The sequence below is a fragment of the Verrucosispora sioxanthis genome, assembly GCF_010560025.1.
GTDB lineage: Bacteria > Actinomycetota > Actinomycetes > Mycobacteriales > Micromonosporaceae > Micromonospora > Micromonospora palythoicola.
Genome location: NZ_SAIY01000013.1, coordinates 86423 through 102793, shown reverse-complemented (window position 1 = coordinate 102793; position 16371 = coordinate 86423). Strand labels below are relative to the sequence as shown.

The following is a 16371-nucleotide window of genomic DNA, read 5'->3' as shown; positions in this document are numbered from 1 at the left end:
GTCAGCCGCCGGTACGCACCGTCGGCCGCACCCGGGCACTGCCGCCGGTGGCCTGGCGACCGATGACGGTCTGGTGGTTGCGGGCCGTCGGCACCCGGTCGAGCAGGGCCCGGTACGGGTTGCGCAACGCCCGCTCCCGATGGCTGGTCCAGCGCACCAGCACGACGATCGCGGCCACCAGCGCCGCACTCAGCACGGCAGTGGAGACGACGCCCAGCCAGCCGGCCACGGTCGCGAACGCGACCGGCGCTCCCGCGCCCACCACCCCGACCCCGCTCATCAACAGGAAGACCGCGGGTACCCACAGCAGGTCGTGGTCGGCCGGCATCAGCAGGGCGACCACGAAGCAGATGACCGCCAGGAGCGTGCACCCCACCACGAGCGACGCGATCTCCACCGGCCCCCACGCCCACCAGTCGATCAGCGTGCCGAACGAGCGGGTGATCGCGATGCCGATCAGGGTCACGCCGGCCAGCGCACCGAGCGTGCCGGCGACGTTGCGCAGGAAGACCAGCACCGTCGGCTTCTCCGGCCGTTCGTTGAGCGTCCGCCAGTCCCGCAGGTCGGCGTCGAGGCTGGTGCTGCTCCACAGTCGACTGGCCAACTCGGTGAGCACCGGCATGGGCAGCCGGCTCGCCAACGCGGCCCGCCAGCCGGACACCCGAGCCGTCAGCGCCCGCACCGCGATCCCGCGCGCGACCTCGGGCTCCCGCCGGGCCACCACGTCGAGCATGTCGCGGATCTCGTACGCGCCGAAGGCACCGGAGAGCAACCGCTTGTGGCCGAAGCCGTGCGCCTTGCGAGTCAGGTCCTCGGTCAGTTCGTTCGGCACCTTGCCGGTGCCGAACGCGCCGGCCCACGCGACGAGGCCGATCGCGAGACGCACGTCGACGGTGCCGAGATCACTCGGGGCGTCGTCGGTCGACTCCAGGATCAGCCAGCCGAGGCGACCCATCGTCCGGGCCATCGGGGTGCCCGGCTCGAAGGGTGCCCACAGCCAGTCGTACCACTCCGCGCCCGGCACCCGTCCCGACCGCCGGTCGGTCAGCCGCGCCGCCCCGGCGGCCACGGACGCCGCCTCCGCCGCCGTGGGGTCGAAGGTGCGCAGTTCGTTCTCGACGTCCGGCGCGTCGACCAGGGTGGCCAGCCGCCACGCCGCGCGTAGGGCAACCTGCCGGTTCCTGGCCCACAACTGTTCCGCCAGGGCGACCGCGGCGGCGGGGTGCCGATGGCAGCCAGGTCGTCGACGGCCGCCACCGAGCCGGCGCCGGCCCGGGCGGCGAGGGTCGGGATGGCCAGCTCACCGGTGGCCCGCAAGGCGGCACGGGCCGCCGGCACCCGCACCGCCATCTCACTGAGCAGCTCGATAGCCTCGCGGCGACGGGACTCCGCGAGGGCCACCACCGCGTCCTCGGCCACCGAGCCGCCGGAGCGCGCCTGCCGCGCCAGGCTGTCGAACAGTCGCTGACCGAACGGCCCCGAATTACCGGCCACCGCACCGAGCGCCGCCAGCACCAGATGCTTGTCGGCGGCCGGCGTACCGAGCAGCCGAACGTGACTGTCCACGATGGTCGAGGCAAGATTCTCGTCGAGCTGTCGGGCCTCGGCGACGCACTCCAGGGCGAGCAGCCGGTCCCGGCCGTCACCGCCGAAGATCTGCCGGACCACCCCGGAGGCGTCGCGATTGGCGCCGGCGCACCATAGTTTCACCGTCTCCCGCCACCGGCTCGGGTTCTCCCGGTAGAGCCCGAGCAACCGGTCGGGGTCGTCCGCGAGTTCCACCGCCGCCAGGTATTCCTGCAGGGTCAGGTGGGCGAACTCGTAGAGCAGGTTGTTGTCGTCGATGCGGATCAACAGCCCGCTGCGCTCCACGATCTCGTCGACCATGCGCGGCAGGTGCTCCTCGGCCAGCCGGAACCGGGGCAGGATGCGGGCGAGCTCGGCGTACACCTCCGCCTCGCCAATCACCCGGCGGTCGGTGCCCTGGGACCGGCCGCCCTGGGCGGCCAGCGCGATCGCCCGCAGCGCCATGAGCTTGTGGCCGGCCTGGTATCGGGCCAGGTTGCGGTGCCGGCCGAGATCCCGGTCCCGGCGCAGCAGGTGCTCGACGGCCTGCTGGTAGAACTCCGCCCGCGAGTTGGTCAACATCGGCCCGGCACCGGCGTCCGCCTCGTACAAGGTGGTGATCATCGTGAGCATCAGCGGGCTGCGGGCCAGCCGCATCACCGTCGGGCTGGATCGCAGTTCCGCCAGGAGTTGCTCCACGACGTGCCGGGAGTCGGCCGACGCCTCGTCGCGTTCCCGCCCCGGTGCGTGGTGCTCGGCACCCCCGGCGTCCCGCCGGGTGAACCAGAGCCGCAGGAAGTGCCGGATCCCGGCGTCGTCGAAGCCGGCCACCCGGATCTCCCGGTCGAAGACCGGCCGCAGGTCACCGTCGTAGACCGCGTCGCGGCAGGTGACCACGATCTGCGTCGTCGAGTGGCGCTCGGCGAACTCCTTGATCTCCTCGGCGACGGCACCGCGCCGCTCGGTGACCACCTCGTCCAGCCCGTCGAGGAACACGCAGAGCCGGCCACTGGCCAACGCCACCTCGACGACCTGCGCCGCGTCGGCGACGAGCGGACGGGCGCGCCGGTGCCGGCGGCGACCATCCGGTTCGTCGTCGAGCCGGCCGAGCGCCTCCGTGATGAGCTGCCGGATCGTGCGGCCGTCCCGGTTGGACCGGGCGAGCTCCACAAGCACCGGTACGCGCTCGAACCGTTCGGGCGCCGCCGCCCAGCGCACCATCGAGTGCCGCAGCAGCATCGACTTACCCGCTCCCGCCGCACCGAGGATCACCGTGCGCCGCCGATCCTGCACGTCGCGGTAGACGTCGACGCGCCTGCCGTCCTGCTCGTACTCCAGCGGCACGTACACCTCGTCGAGCGTGACCGAGACATCCCGCACGAAGCCGAGTTCCATCCGGTTGTAGGTGCGGGCGACCCAGGCGCGGTAGCGGCGCCACTCGTCCGCCCGGATGCCGCGCCGTCGGCCGGCGACGAGTCCCCACAGCCGGGCCAGCTGGGCTTTGATCCAGTCGGCGAAGAACTGCTGGATCACTGCGACGAGCACCGCCAACAGGAAGACCCCGACTGCCCGGTAGTCCACACCGAAAGGCAGGTCCGGTAGCTGCGGCACTGGCGAATCCTCCACTGTGTGACGTCGGACAGGAACACACCGTATGGGTGGCGCTGTCCGGGCGCACCGGGCTCAGGTGTCAGCGTCGATGGATCTTCGGACGAGCGGACAGGGTCAAGGGGTTGACCTCGAGTGCGCTCGAAGACGCAGGCTGGTGCCGCGTCCACAGGTTCGGGCGCACGAGAGGAGTTTCCATGCGGTACCGCACGATCGGCAGCGACCCGCGTACCCGACGCGAGGTCAGCGTGCTCAGCCTCGGGGCGATGCTGTTCGGCACGAAGACCGACGAGGCCACCTCCTACGCGATCCTCGACAGGTACGTCGAGGCCGGCGGCACCTTCATCGACACGTCGGACAACTACGCGTTCTGGATGACCGGCGGGCAGGGCGGCGAGAGCGAGGAACTGCTCGGCCGGTGGCGGCGCAGCCGGGGCATCGGCGACGAGGTCGTCGTCGCCACGAAACTCGGCGCCCGGCCGCTCGCCCCCGGCACCAGCTACCTCGACAACCCGGAAGGGCTGTCGGCCAAGGTGATCCGGGAGTCCGCCGAACGGAGCCGGGAACGCCTCGGCATGGACCGGCTGGACCTGCTCTACGCCCACATCGAGGATCACCGGGTGCCGTTGCGGGAGACCGTGGAGGGGTTCGCCGAGCTGGTCGCCGAGGGCACCGTGGGGCTGCTCGGCGCGAGCAACCACCGCACCTGGCGGGTGGAGCGGGCCCGCGCGCTGGCCGCCGCGGCCGGCCTGCCCGGGTACGAGGTGCTCCAGTACCACCGCAGCTACCTGCCGGCCCGACTCGACGGGCCGAGCGACCTCGACGTCGACGGCAACGTGGGCGCGGTCGGCGGCGAGCTGACCAGCTACCTGCGCGCCGAACCCGGCCTGACCCTGGTGTCGTACGGCTCACTGCTGTGGGGTGCCTACGTCCGTTCGGACAAGCCGCTGGGGCCGGAGTACGACCTGCCGAGCGCGCCGGTGCGGCTGGCCGCGCTGCGCGAGGTGGCCCAGCAGACCGGCGCGACGGCCAACCAGGTGGTGCTGGCCTGGCTGATCGACGGCGACATCCCCACCATCCCGCTGGTGGGGGTCTCCTCGGTGGCGCAGTTGGACGAGAGTCTCGCCGCCGTGGACCTGGCGCTGACACCCGAGCAGCGGCACCGGCTCGACACGGCCTGGTGACGGGGCCGGCAGCGCGTCGGGCCGGCCACGGCCCGGAGCACCGCCGACAGGTGGTGTCGGGACAGCCGCCGCTAGATCCGATCTAGCGGCGGCTGTCCGCCGTCTCGCGCCTGTGCGGTGAGCCGACCACTCCCGTCGGCCAGCGTCGTTGTAGCTGGCGGGCGGCCACGGGAGGGAGCATTCTGTCGTACCCGTGGGGTGTGGTGGGTCGCCGGGTCGCGGCGGCCCGGCTCGCAGACGTGACGAACGGAAGGACACTTCGCAATCATGAGTAGACGCACCACCGGCCTCGCCATCGAGGCCGAGGGTCTGACCCGGTCGTTCGGCGAGACCCGCGCGCTCGCCGGCATCGACCTGCAGGTTCCGGCGGGTGCCGTGTACGGGCTGCTCGGGCCGAACGGGGCCGGCAAGACCACCGCGGTACGCGTGCTGGCCACCCTGCTTCGTCCGGACGGCGGGCAGGCCCGGGTGTTCGGTCACGACGTGGTGGCTGAGGCCGACGCGGTACGCGCCCGGGTCAGCCTGACCGGTCAGTACGCCTCGGTGGACGAGGACCTGACCGGCACGGAGAACCTCATCCTGCTCGGCCGGTTGCTCGGGCTGCCCAAGTCCGCCGCCCGGCAACGGGCGGAGCAACTGCTGGCCGCGTTCGGGTTGACCGAGGCGGCCGGACGGCAGGTGAAGAAGTACTCGGGCGGCATGCGGCGACGCATCGACATCGCGGCGAGCATCCTCAACACCCCCGACCTGCTGTTCCTCGACGAGCCGACGACCGGGCTGGATCCGCGCAGCCGCAACCAGGTGTGGGAGATCGTCCGGGCGGTGGTCGCGCACGGCACGACCGTGCTGCTGACCACGCAGTACCTGGACGAGGCCGACAAGCTGGCCAGCCGGATCGCGGTGGTCGACCACGGCCGGGTGATCGCGGAGGGCACCCCGGGCGAGTTGAAGTCGTCGGTCGGCTCCGGCACGGTCCACCTGCGGCTGCGCAACGCCGACCAGCGGCCCGAGGCCGAGCGGGTGTTGCAGGCGACGCTGAGCGTACCGGTGCAGTTGGAGGCCGACCCGGTGGCGATCACCGCCCGGGTGGGTGGCGACGGCAGCGAACTGGACGCCAGCGCACAGGCCGCCCGGGCCCTGGGCGAGTTGTCCCGGGCCGGGATCGTGGTCGACGACTTCTCCCTCGGTCAGCCCAGCCTGGACGAGGTCTTCCTGGCCCTGACCGACCATCCCGCCGTGCCAGCCACCGACGAGCGGGACGACGAGCTGGAGGCAGCCCGATGAGCAGCGACACCGCCACCTCGACCGGCCGGGCGCCGACGGTCTTCGTACCCTCCTCCGAGGCGCTGGCGACGGTCCTCGCGCCGGGTGCCCGACCGCCACGGCCGAGCCCGCTGTCGGCGTCGCTGACCTTCAGCTGGCGGGCCCTGCTGAAGATCAAGCACGTGCCGGAGCAGCTGTTCGACGTGACCGCGTTCCCGATCATCATGGTGCTGATGTTCACGTACCTGTTCGGTGGCGCGCTCGCCGACAGTCCTCGTGACTACCTGCAGTTCTTCCTGCCGGGCATCATGGTGACGAGCGTCGTGATGATCACCATGTACACCGGGGTCGGGTTGAACACCGACATCGAGAAGGGCGTCTTCGACCGGTTCCGGACGCTACCGGTCTGGCGGCCCGCCGCGCTGGTCGGCATGATCGTCGGCGACGTGCTGCGCTACGTCCTCGCCGCCCTGGTGATCCTCACCGTCGGGCTGGTGCTCGGCTTCCGCCCTGACGGTGGCGTGGTCGGCGTCCTCGCCGGGATCGGCCTGCTGGTGGTCTTCTCCTTCGCGTTCTCCTGGGTGTGGACGTTCTTCGGGCTGATCCTGCGCAGCGAGAAGTCGGTGATGGGGGTCAGCATGATGGTGCTGTTCCCGCTGACCTTCCTGAGCAACGTCTTCGTCGACCCGTCCACGATGCCCGGCTGGCTCCAGGCGTTCGTCAAGGCCAACCCGATCACACATCTGGTCTCGTCGGTACGCGCGGCCATGGCCGGCACCACCGACGCCTCGGCGATGATGTGGATCGCCCTCTGGAGCGCCGCCTTCATCCTCGTCTTCGGACCCCTGACCATGCATCGCTACAACCGCCGCTGACCTGGTCCGCAGCCCTGGATCTTGGTCCGGAGGTGCCCCTCGGAGGGCGCTTTCGGACCAAGATCGCTCCTGGTCAGAGGTGCCAGGGGTGGGGGGTGGGTGGGAGGTAGCGGCAGGCGGCGCCGGTGGAGATCGTGGCGCGTAGGTGGGTGGCGAGGGGTGGGTGGCGCTGGTCGAGGCGGCGGAGCGTGTCGCGAATGCGGGCGGTTACCGTCTTGCGGGCCCGTTCCGCCTCGTCACCGAGCCGACGGGTCCGGCCGGCCAGCCCGGCGGCGGCCCGCAACTGGTCGATGAGGGCCTGCCGCTCGGCCTCCAGCGCCGCCACCCTGTCCTCGTCGCCGCGCCCGGCCGCCAGGTCGATCTCGTCGTCGAGCCGTGCCAGGTGGCGCCGGTAGCGGCTCTTTGCTTCGTCGTCGAGCACCTGATCGCCGCCCATCCGGCGGGCGGCGACGAGTTCCGGCCCGGCGGCCGGGTCGAGCATCTCGACGGCGGGCACGTCGACGCCGGGACGGCCGAGCAGCAGGCGCAGGTCGTGCAGCCCCTTGGCGTCGGGTAGATGAACCGTGCTGCCGTCGAAGGTGAGCCGCCAGACGGCCCCGTCGCGCCGGAACTCGTACGCCGGGCCCACCGCACCACCGTTGCCGGCCGTACCGGCTGGCACCGAGCCCACGGCCGACTCGTCCGACGCCCACCCGGCTGCGACCGTGGCCGAGCCGAGCACCGGGCCCGCCTCGGCGGGCCGCTCCGGCGCCTCGGGCGCCCGGGTGGCCGGCAGGGTCGGTGCGACGGCGGCGAGTCGGGCCAGGATCTGCGGCATGTCGAGTTTGCCGGCGTCGCGCTCGGCATCGACGCGCAGGGCGGCGGCGCTCGTGGCGTCACCCGGGCCACCCCGGGCGGTCAGGGCGTCGGCGAGCGCGGTCCGGGCGATCAGCGACCACGGCCGGGAACCCATCCGGTCGGCGGCGGCGCGGGCAGCGGAGAAACCGGCGACGGCGTCGTCCCAACGCCCCTCGGCGGCGTCGACCACGGCGAGCCAGTGATCCACCGGACCGCTGAGGTCGCACCCGTACAGCGAGACGAGCCACTGGCCCCGGTACGGCAACAGCGCCTGACGCACCTCGGCGCAGCGGCTCGGATCGGCGACCGTGGCCTGGGCGCACAACCGCAACCACATCGGCGAGATCGACCCGGCGAAGCGGGTACCCGCGGCTTCGAGTTCCGCGACGAGGTCGGCCGCCGTGCGGTGGTCACCGCGTTCGGCGGCGGTGATCGCCCGCAGCAGGCCGAGCTGCGGATGATCAGTCTTGGCGAGCCCGTCGAGCAACGCGTCGGCATCGTCGAGTCGGCCCCGCAACAGCAGCAACGCCCAGCGCAGATGGTGCCCGAGGAAGGCGTGGTCGGAGTGCTCCCACTCGTCCAACTCACCGAGTTCGGCGTAGCAGGCCTGCGCACCGGCGAAGTCGCCGCGGAAGGCGGCGATGAGGCCGCCGTCGATGGCCGCCGCCATCTGGTGCCGGGGCTTGCCGGTCTGTCGTCCACCGGTGACGAAGGCGGTGAGTTCGTCGAGGTAGTCCGGGTCACCGAGTTCCAGCAGCGCGACCCAGCGCAGCGAGGTCGACCACAGCTCGGTCTCCCGGTCGCCGTTGCGCCGCGCGACGTCGCGGATCTCGCCGGTGAGGGCGGCCCGATCGGCGGCGGTGCCCAACCCCCAGGTGGAGTCGTGTCGCACCCACAGGCTGAAGGTCAGCGCCTCGTCGTCCCGCGCCGACCGGGCGAGCGTCTCGGTGGCGGTCATCAGGTCGGCTTCCAGGACGGCCGGTCCGACGCTGTCGTCGGGCTCACCGATGAGCCGCCGGTACGCCTCGCGCAGCAGTGCCTCGCCGTCGATGCCGGCTACGGGATCGAGTTGCCAGTGGCGACGTACGTTGAGTGCGAAGCGGGCCAGCACCGCCGGGTCGTCGACCGTGAGGGCCAACGCGGCGGCCTCGCTGAGCAGTTGGCGCGCCTCCTCCCGGGCACCGCAGTGGAAGAGCTGGTCGGTCAACGTTGTCACGATCTTGAACTGTTGGAGTTCGTCCCGCACCACTTCCAAGGCCCGCCGCAGGTGCAGGGTGGACTCGTCGAGCGCCAGTCGGCACCTGGCGTCCCGCGCGGCGTCGAGCAGCAGCTCGGTGACGCGGAACTCGTCCAGATGTGCGCCGGCCAGCCACGCGTGGCGGGCCACGTCGGCGGGGATCAGCAGCCGGTCCAGCGTGTCGTGCTCCTCGACGGCCCGCACCACGGCGGCGTGCCGCGCTCTGCGGTCGTCCTCGGTCAGCGCGTCGTAGAGCGTCTCGCGGACCAGGTCGTGCACGAAGGCGTAGCGGTCGTCGCCCAGACCGAGCAGCAGTCGCGCGGTGACCGCGACCTCCAGCAACTCACCGACCCGGGGCGGGGGCAGGCCGACACCGGCCGCGAGGACCTCGCCGTGGAACTCCCGGCCCAGCACGGCGGCGACGGTGAGCGCGTCGGTCACCATGGCGGGCAGATGATCCAGTCGCCGCCGCACCACCTCCCGTACGCCGGGAGGGATGGTGGCCAGCGTGCCGTCGGCGTGCCAGAGCCGGGCGGTCTGCTCCACGAAGAAGGGGTTGCCGCCGGTGCGCCGGTGCACGTCGTCGACGCAGTGCGCATCGGGTGTCCGACCGGCGGTACGCGTCATCAGCTCGCCGACCTCGTCCCGGGTCAGGCCGGCGAGGCTGATCGAGGTGGCCTTGGCCACCAGGGACATCAGCAGCGGCCGCAGCGGGTGGTCGGCGGCCTCCACCTCGGCGTCACGGTAGGTGCCGACGAGCAGCAGCCGCTCGAACCAGGTGTGCTGGGCGGCGAACCGCAGCAGTCGCATCGACGCCGGGTCGGCCCAATGCAGGTCGTCGAGGATCACCACGACCGGCCGGCGCTGCGAGACGGCGACCAGTGCGGTGGTGACCGCGTCGTAGAGCGCGAACGCCTCCTGCTCCGCCGCGTCGCCCTCGCCGCGGACCGACGTCAGGACGCTGCCCTCACCGTGCACGGTGGCCGACACCAGAGGACTCGCCTCGCCGAGCAGCAGGGCGAGCGCCGGCTCGGCCGATTCCCGGGCCACCGCCCAGTCCTCCGGCGACCGGCGCAGCCGGCGCAACACCTGTGTCCACGGCCAGTAGCCGGGTGCGCTGGCCGAGTCCCAGCAGGCGCCACCGAGCACCAGCGCACCCTGTCGACGGGCCTCGTCAGCGGCGGCGGTCACCAGGGTGGTCTTGCCGATGCCGGGCTCCCCGGCGACCAGGACCAGCCCGCCGTGGCTGGCGGTGGCGCGGTCGACCTCGGCCCGCAACAGACCGGCCGGATGATCCCGCCCGATCATGAATCCGCCCGCCCGCCCGCTCATGGCAACCGACGGTAGCCGACCGGACCGACACCGCGTGCCGTCGCGGGTTCAGCGCGCGTCGGTGATGACGTGGGCGCAGGCGGCCGGCCCCGGTCCGGCGAGCCAGCGACAGGTGCGCCGGCGGGGCGGCCAGTCGTGCGGCGGTGATGCCGTCGCCGCTGGTCAACCCGGCGGCGGAAGCACCGTGGCGAGGTGGGCGAGGATGGCCTGGTTGGCCTCCCAGCCGTCGGGGAACCGGACCGGCACGTCCAGTTGCGGTGCCTCGGTCGAGGGGTGGGCGTCCAGCAGGTCGCCGATGCCGGCGCGGGCCACCACCAGGCAGGCGTGCCGGTGCCGGGAGGTGAGCACGCAGAGCCGCCCCGACTCCAGGTGGAAGGCGGTCGCGTCGCGCCGACCGGAGAGCGGGTGCAGCACGATCGTCACGTCGTACTCCCGGCCCTGGAGGCGGTTGGCGGTGTCGACGGTGATGTCCGCACCGGCCTCGCCGAGTCGCGCGCGGATGGCCGCGACCTGGTCACGGTGCGCGGCACCGACGGCGATCCGGTCCGCGGTGACCGGCGCGCCACCGGGCACCTGCTCGCTGACCGCCACCGCTCCGCGCCGCAGCACCCGCAGCGCGAGCGCGGCGCACGCGGCGGCGGCTTCCCGTCGGTACGCAGGGTGTGCCGGGCCGGCAGCTCGTACAGCGCCCAGCCGGTGGCGGCGGCCGACTCCACCGCCCGGTCGACGGCGTCACCCGGCCCGGGCGCGGTGAGGTGCAGGCCCCGATCGTCCGGGCCGGTGCCGGCGCGGAAGCCGGTGAACGGGTAGAACGCGCGGGACACCACCGACGCCGCCGAGGCGGGCAGCCGCCAGGAGACCGGCAGCCGATGCACCGGCAGGTGCGGGTTGTGCCGCAGCAGCACCGCCACCGCCGACTGCATCGGATCCCAGGTCAATCCCGCCCACCGACCACCGTCCACCGTGGAGAAAGGGTCGAGCTGCCCCGGATCACCCACGAACAGGGCGCGTTCGAACCTGCCGGCCACGCGCAGCAGAGCGTCCGAGCGCATCTGGTACGCCTCATCCACGATCGCCCACGGCCAGCAGCCCTCGGTGACCGTGGCCCACTTGGCGGCCGTACCGATCACCACGGCCGAGGCGGCCAGGTCGGCGGCCTTCGCGGCGACCCGGACCTGCGGATGCGCCCGCACCCGGGGCGACGCCCGGTAGTCACCCGCCGACAGCCGCCCGATCCGCAGCCGCGGCGCCTTCGTGGCGAGCCGGTCGATCAGGTCATCGACCTGCTCGTTCGTCTGCGCGATGATCATCAACGGCTCGCCATCGCTCGGCCCGCCGCTGCCCGAGTCGGTACCGCCCGACCCGGCACCGCCCGAACCGGTGTCGACCGACCCGGCACCGCTCGACCCGCCGGTGGCCAGCTCGATGGCGGCCCGTACCACCAGGGTCGACTTGCCGGCCCCCGGGGGCGAGTCGACCACCACGCCCCGGTGCTCACCGGAACGCAGATCGGCCAGCACGGCAGTGATCACGCGCTCGGCCTCGACCGCCGGCGGCACCACCAGCTCCGGCGTCAACCCGATCTTCCCCACCGGCCGCACCCTACCGCCAGCTGCCCTGTCCCGCGCCCGCCCGTTCGCTCGGCCACAGCCACGAGATGTGGCATGTCGCGGCCTCCCGCGCGCCGGAAGCCCCAACATGCCGCAAAGCGCGAGCGGTCCGGCGCCGCCTCGACGGGCGGAGCGGTCAGTGGACGATGACCGGGACCTTCGGCTGGTCGCCCGGCTGATCTCCGGGCTGGTCGTCGAGCAGGTGGGACCGTTCCCGCCGCCGGGGCAGGAACGCGGCCGGGATGAACGTGGCCGCCACCAGGGCGAACGCCACCCAGAAGGTGGTGGCGAAGGAGTTGGCGGCGAAGTCCAGCCCACGCTCGATCAGCGACGGGTCGGGAATCTGCTGGGCCAGCTCCGGCCGCTGCTGGGCGGCGATCGCCAGGCCGGCCTCGGTGACCGGGTTGCCGTTCTCGTCGGTGAGGCCGGGGATCTGCCGGGAGCCGTTCAGCTCGTTGGTCAGGATCACCGACATCACCGCGGCGCCGACCGATCCACCGATCTGCTGGAGGATGTTCACCAGCGTGGAACCTCGGGCCACCTCGTGCCCGGTCAGCGTCTTCAGCGCCGACGTCATGATCGGCATCATCGTGCCGCCCATGCCCAGGCCCATCACGAACAGCGAGCCGCAGAGCAGCACGTACGAGGTGTCGGCGTCGAGCTGGGTGAAGGTGAAGAACCCGGCGAGGATGAGCAGCAGCGCGAACGGCACCGTCCGGCCGACCGGCACCTTGTCGGCGAGCATGCCGGCGATCGGCATGGTGACCATGGCACCGAGGCCCTGCGGCGCCATCAGCAGGCCGGCGTGCAGCGTCGACTCGCCGCGTACCTGCAGGAAGTAGCTCGGGAACAGCAGGCCGGCACCCATGAACGCGATGATGAAGACGAACATGGTCAACGCCGCGACGGTCAGCCTGCGGTTGCGGAACAGCCGCAGGTCGAGCAGCGGGTGCCGGGGCTTGAACGAGTAGACGACGAACGCCACCACCAGTGCGGCACCGACCAGCATCGGCCCCCACACCTCGGGGTCGGCGAAGGTGCCGGCCTCGGGCAGCGTGGAGACGCCGTAGAGGAAGAGGGCGAGACCCGGCGAGAGCATCAGCATGCCGAGGAAGTCGAACGACTCGGAGGGCTGCGGGCTGTCCTTCGGCAGGGCCATCTGGGCGTACACCAGCGCGACGATGCCGATCGGCAGGTTGATCAGGAAGATCCAGTGCCAGCTCGCCACGTCGATCAGCCAGCCGCCCAGGATCGGGCCGCCGATCGGGCCGAGCAGCATCGGGATGCCGAGCACCGCCATCAGCCGGCCGATCCGGTTCGGGCCGGCCGCCCGCGTCATGATCGCCATGCCGATCGGCATCAGCATGCCACCGCCGAGGCCCTGCAACACCCGGTACGTGATCAACTGGCCGATCGTGTCGGCGGTGGCGCAGAGGCCGGAGCCGATGGTGAACAGCGCGAGGGCGATCATGTAGAGGCGTTTGGTGCCGAACCGGTCGGCGGCCCACCCGCTGAGCGGGATCACCGTGGCCAGGGCGAGCGTGTAGCCGGTCATCGTCCACGCCACCCGGGCGTACGAGGCGTCGAACTCGCTCTGGAACGTCGGCAGGGCGACGCTGACCACCGTCACGTCGAGGATCGACATGAGCGCACCGAGCACCACGACGCCGGCCACCTTGAGTACCGCGGCGTCGAGCTTGTCCGAGGTCGGAACAGGCTGCGGTGCCGCGACAGATTGCTGTGTCACGAGGTCTCCCGTTGTTGGAACTGCCCATGAGGCGAGCGGTGGTGGCCGACGTGGCGCCCACTGGCCGGCGCGACGGCGGAGGTGAAGCCCGCACGGCACATTAGCTCCCGCCAACGACACTCCGCCGCCCGTTTAGCGACCAGCAGAGCTTTCTGTGAGCACGGCCACGGTGACTCTGCGCCGCCAGGCGTGACCGGACGGGAAACGGGTACGCGCGGCACGCGGTCAGGGCCGGCAGACGGCGGGAGAGGTGGTGCCAGCGTGGCGAAGTTCCTGGTCACAGCGACCTACACGATCCCGGGCATGGCCGGGTTGGCCAAGGAGGGCGGCACGGCGCGGGCCGAGGTGGTCGAGGCCCTCATCGAGAACGCCGGCGGGCAGGTGGAGGCGGTGTACTACGCGTTCGGCCAGTTCGACCTGTACGTGCTCTGCGAGGTGCCGGACAACGTGACCGCCGCCGCGCTCGGCATCGCGGTACGGGCGGCGGGTGGCGTCGACGCCCGCATCGTGCCGCTGCTGACCACCGCGGAGGTCGACGCCGCCGTCCGACTGCCCATCACCTACCAGCCGCCGGCCGCATGAAGGCGCTCCCCCACCCGGTACGTGACCAGGTTCGGGTCGGCCCGTAGCTGCCGCTGGGTGAACTTGATGGTGTCCCACCCCTTCGCCGAGTACAGCCGGGTCTGATCGGCGTACCAGGGCGAGTTCGGGTTGGCCGACTGCGAGTAGGTGAGCAGCTGCCGGCCCGACGGCCCCTCGCGGCCCAGCTCGACGGCCATCAGGTACGACGTGCCGTGCCGCACCTTCGGGTAGCCGACGCCGGGCTGCACCTGGTTGATGATCATGTTGAAGACGCCGGCCTCCGGCCAGCCACCGTGGATGGGGATGCGTTCGGCGCCACGGGGTTCGGTCTGGATGTCGCCGAGGCGGGCGTCCAGCGGAATGCCGCCGAGCAGTTTCACGGCGTCGGCGAGTGCCGTGCGGACCCTCGTGTCGTCGACGGCGAGCCGGTTCGGCGTGGTCAGCGGGGCGGCCGGATCGAACGGGTCGGCGAACCGCAGGCCACCGGCGCGGGCGAACTCGGTGAACACGTGCGAGCCCCGGCTGCCCAGGTCGACCCGGAGGTCCCAGCGACGTAGCGCGGCGCAGGCGGCCGTCAGGTCGACCGTGGTGCCGTCCGAGGCGGTGGCCGTCGGCTGGGCTTCGCAGAGCCGGACCAGGTCGTCGCGGACCAGTTCGCCGCCGTACGCCCGGTTGCCGAGCGTCACGTCCCACAGCCGGCCGGTGGTGAATCCCCGGCCGGGCAGCCCGTCGGTGCCGGCAAGACGTTGCCGCACCTGGTGCACGCCGAGCCGGGTCCGCAGGCTGCGGACGGTCCGCTCGTCGCCGAGGATGCGCGGGTACCCGACGAGCGGGCGAGCGGGGTTGGCCAGCCAGTAGCTGTCGTTGGAGTTGGTCACGTAGTCGTCGCGGACCAGGGTGGGCAGGTTCGCCGGCCCGAGGATGCCGGGCACCGCCGCGTCGCGGTCCCGGCCCAGCTCACACGAGGAGCGGGATCCGTCGAGGACGGCCTGGCCGCTCGTCGCGTACAAACTCTGGAAGGAAGCTGGAATGCACGCGGCCGCGAGGGAGTCGGTGACCCGGGGCACGACGGAGTGGTCCGCGTAGAGGGCCCGTCCGTGCCGGTCGGCGGCGATGACGTTGACCCAGGGCAGGAACTGCCGCCGGTCCAGCACCGACCGCAGCTCACCCACCGAGCGCGCCCGGCCCATGGCGAGCCAGCCGTCGAGCGCACGGTTGTTCGTGGCGTTGACGTCGGTGATCGCGTACGCCGTGTCGGTGGTCCAGTCGAAGCGGCCCGGCACCACGACGACCGGGCCGAAGTGGGTGTCGTAGAGGGTACGGCTGACCGGCCCGGCGGGAGTCCGGACGGTGACCGTGCGGGCGGTCATCTTCCGGGTCCGGCCGTCGTAGCGGTAGCTCGTCGGGTCGCCGGGCACCAGCGTGAGCCGATGCCAGACGAAGCGGCGGGCGGTGGAGACGGTGTGCGACCAGGCCACCTTGCCGTTGTGCCCGATCTCGACGAGCGGGTCACCGATCAGGGCCGCGCCCTCCACGTCGTACCGGCCGGGCACCTTCAGCCGCATCCGGTAGAAACGCTCGTCGCCGTCCCACGGGAAGTGCGGGTTCGCCAGCAGCATGCCGGCGCCGCCGGTGGTGGCGCGGCGCCCCAGACCGTACGCGTTGCTACCCACCCCGGCCGGCGCCCCGTCGCGGGCAGTGACCACGGCTTCCGCCCCCGGGGCGGTCACCTTCATGCTGGTGCCACTGGTGCTGCTCCCGCCGGTGCTGCGTCCGTTGGCGCTGCTTCCCTTACTGGTGGCGGCGGGCGGCGCGGCGGCGACGATGCCGTCGGCGAGCGCGCCGGAACTGGCCCGGACCATCCGGGCCCGGTTGGCCCGCCACAGGCCCAGCTCGGTGATCGGACGCACCCACTCCTGCCCGGCGCAGGCCGGGTCGTTGATCTTCTTCCGGGCACCCCGCAGGTAGGCGTTGTAGCCGGCGGCGAAGCCGCGCATCTGGTCGCGTACCTCGTTGGAAGGTGCGCTCAGGCCGTCGCGCCGGCCGACGAGCCAGCGCTCGGCGGCCCGGTCGTCGATCGCCTTCTGGTGGAACAGGTCGCCGGCGACGTTGTCGGTGTCCGCGCCGAACCAGCGGGACCGCTGGCCGTTCACGGTGACCATCTGCTCGGCGATCAGGCAGATGTTGTCCTCCGCCTGCGCGTACCCGACGCCGTAGCCGAGGCTGGCGAAGTCGCGCGCGGTGATGTGCGGTACGCCGTAGGAGGCCCGCTGGATCAGGGCCGAGTAGCCGCCGCCGCGCGCGACTGCGGTCCCGCCGGTCACGGCGAGGCCGGCGGCGACCAGTACGGTGGCGGTGGCGGTGGCGACGATCCGTCGCCCCCTCATCGGACAGCTCTCTTCATGGGACGTCTCCCCGTGGTGTCGACTGTGCCCGGTCAACTCGTTGCCCAACCGAGGCTAACGACATTGACCGATCCGGCAATCGGGGATCAACGCCACCCGCCTCGGGGTTCACCCCGAGAGTGCGC

General features: G+C 72.3%; 11 protein-coding genes. 4 read left to right on the top strand and 7 right to left on the bottom strand.

Annotated features, from left to right (window positions below; translation table 11 throughout):
- Position 1: 1 nt before the first annotated feature.
- Complete coding sequence (locus ENC19_RS27665; RefSeq protein ID WP_164449992.1) at positions 2-1069, bottom strand: hypothetical protein; 1068 nt, start codon at positions 1067-1069, stop codon at positions 2-4.
- The gene (locus ENC19_RS27660) at positions 1045-3177 is read right to left on the bottom strand and encodes an NACHT domain-containing protein (protein WP_164449991.1); all 2133 of its coding nucleotides are present in this window, start codon (positions 3175-3177) and stop codon (positions 1045-1047) included. The genes ENC19_RS27665 and ENC19_RS27660 overlap by 25 nt, the downstream gene beginning before the upstream one ends.
- 194 nt (positions 3178-3371) lie before the next feature.
- Here ENC19_RS27660 and ENC19_RS27655 point away from each other — a divergent pair, with 194 nt between their 5' ends.
- The 3 genes from ENC19_RS27655 (at position 3372) to ENC19_RS27645 (ending at position 6496) form a co-directional block, all read left to right on the top strand.
- Entirely contained in the window at positions 3372-4358 is a 987-nt protein-coding gene (locus ENC19_RS27655) for an aldo/keto reductase (protein WP_164449990.1), read from the top strand.
- A gap of 267 nt (positions 4359-4625) precedes the next feature.
- Entirely contained in the window at positions 4626-5642 is a 1017-nt protein-coding gene (locus tag ENC19_RS27650) for an ATP-binding cassette domain-containing protein (protein WP_164449989.1), read from the top strand.
- Positions 5639-6496: an ABC transporter permease gene (locus ENC19_RS27645; protein ID WP_164449988.1), complete on the top strand. Its 858-nt coding sequence runs from the start codon at positions 5639-5641 to the stop codon at positions 6494-6496. Before ENC19_RS27650 ends, ENC19_RS27645 begins: the two co-directional genes overlap by 4 nt.
- Before the next feature lie 73 nt (positions 6497-6569).
- Here ENC19_RS27645 and ENC19_RS27640 read toward each other — a convergent pair whose 3' ends face one another.
- From ENC19_RS27640 to ENC19_RS27630, 4 genes are all read right to left on the bottom strand, one after another.
- Positions 6570-9902 carry an ATP-binding protein gene (locus ENC19_RS27640; RefSeq protein ID WP_164449987.1) on the bottom strand — a complete coding sequence of 1111 codons (3333 nt, stop codon included), beginning with the start codon at positions 9900-9902 and terminating at the stop codon, positions 6570-6572.
- Positions 9903-10064: 162 nt separating this feature from the next.
- Positions 10065-10403 (bottom strand): hypothetical protein, encoded by a 339-nt coding sequence (locus tag ENC19_RS31990; protein WP_408058120.1) that lies wholly within the window; start codon positions 10401-10403, stop codon positions 10065-10067.
- Positions 10322-11494 carry a helicase gene (locus ENC19_RS27635; RefSeq protein WP_408058118.1) on the bottom strand — a complete coding sequence of 391 codons (1173 nt, stop codon included), beginning with the start codon at positions 11492-11494 and terminating at the stop codon, positions 10322-10324. The genes ENC19_RS31990 and ENC19_RS27635 overlap by 82 nt, the downstream gene beginning before the upstream one ends.
- Positions 11495-11648: 154 nt before the next feature.
- Positions 11649-13259, bottom strand: coding sequence for a DHA2 family efflux MFS transporter permease subunit (locus ENC19_RS27630; RefSeq protein ID WP_164449986.1), 1611 nt, complete (start codon positions 13257-13259; stop codon positions 11649-11651).
- A gap of 261 nt (positions 13260-13520) precedes the next feature.
- Here ENC19_RS27630 and ENC19_RS30735 point away from each other — a divergent pair, with 261 nt between their 5' ends.
- On the top strand, positions 13521-13841 hold the full coding sequence (locus tag ENC19_RS30735; RefSeq protein WP_164449985.1) for a GYD domain-containing protein: 321 nt from the start codon (positions 13521-13523) through the stop codon (positions 13839-13841).
- Here ENC19_RS30735 and ENC19_RS27620 read toward each other — a convergent pair.
- Entirely contained in the window at positions 13820-16228 is a 2409-nt protein-coding gene (locus ENC19_RS27620) for an acylase (RefSeq protein WP_164449984.1), read from the bottom strand. The genes ENC19_RS30735 and ENC19_RS27620 overlap by 22 nt on opposite strands.
- Positions 16229-16371 lie beyond the last annotated feature (143 nt).

Bases quoted from the DNA above. Each gene is read 5' to 3' on its own strand.
- ENC19_RS27655 (WP_164449990.1), top strand. From the start codon at position 3,372: ATGCGGTACCGCACGATCGGCAGCGACCCGCGTACCCGACGCGAGGTC.
- ENC19_RS27650 (WP_164449989.1), top strand. From the start codon at position 4,626: ATGAGTAGACGCACCACCGGCCTCGCCATCGAGGCCGAGGGTCTGACC.
- ENC19_RS27645 (WP_164449988.1), top strand. From the start codon at position 5,639: ATGAGCAGCGACACCGCCACCTCGACCGGCCGGGCGCCGACGGTCTTC.
- ENC19_RS27640 (WP_164449987.1), bottom strand. From the start codon at position 9,902: ATGAGCGGGCGGGCGGGCGGATTCATGATCGGGCGGGATCATCCGGCC.
- ENC19_RS27620 (WP_164449984.1), bottom strand. From the start codon at position 16,228: ATGAGGGGGCGACGGATCGTCGCCACCGCCACCGCCACCGTACTGGTC.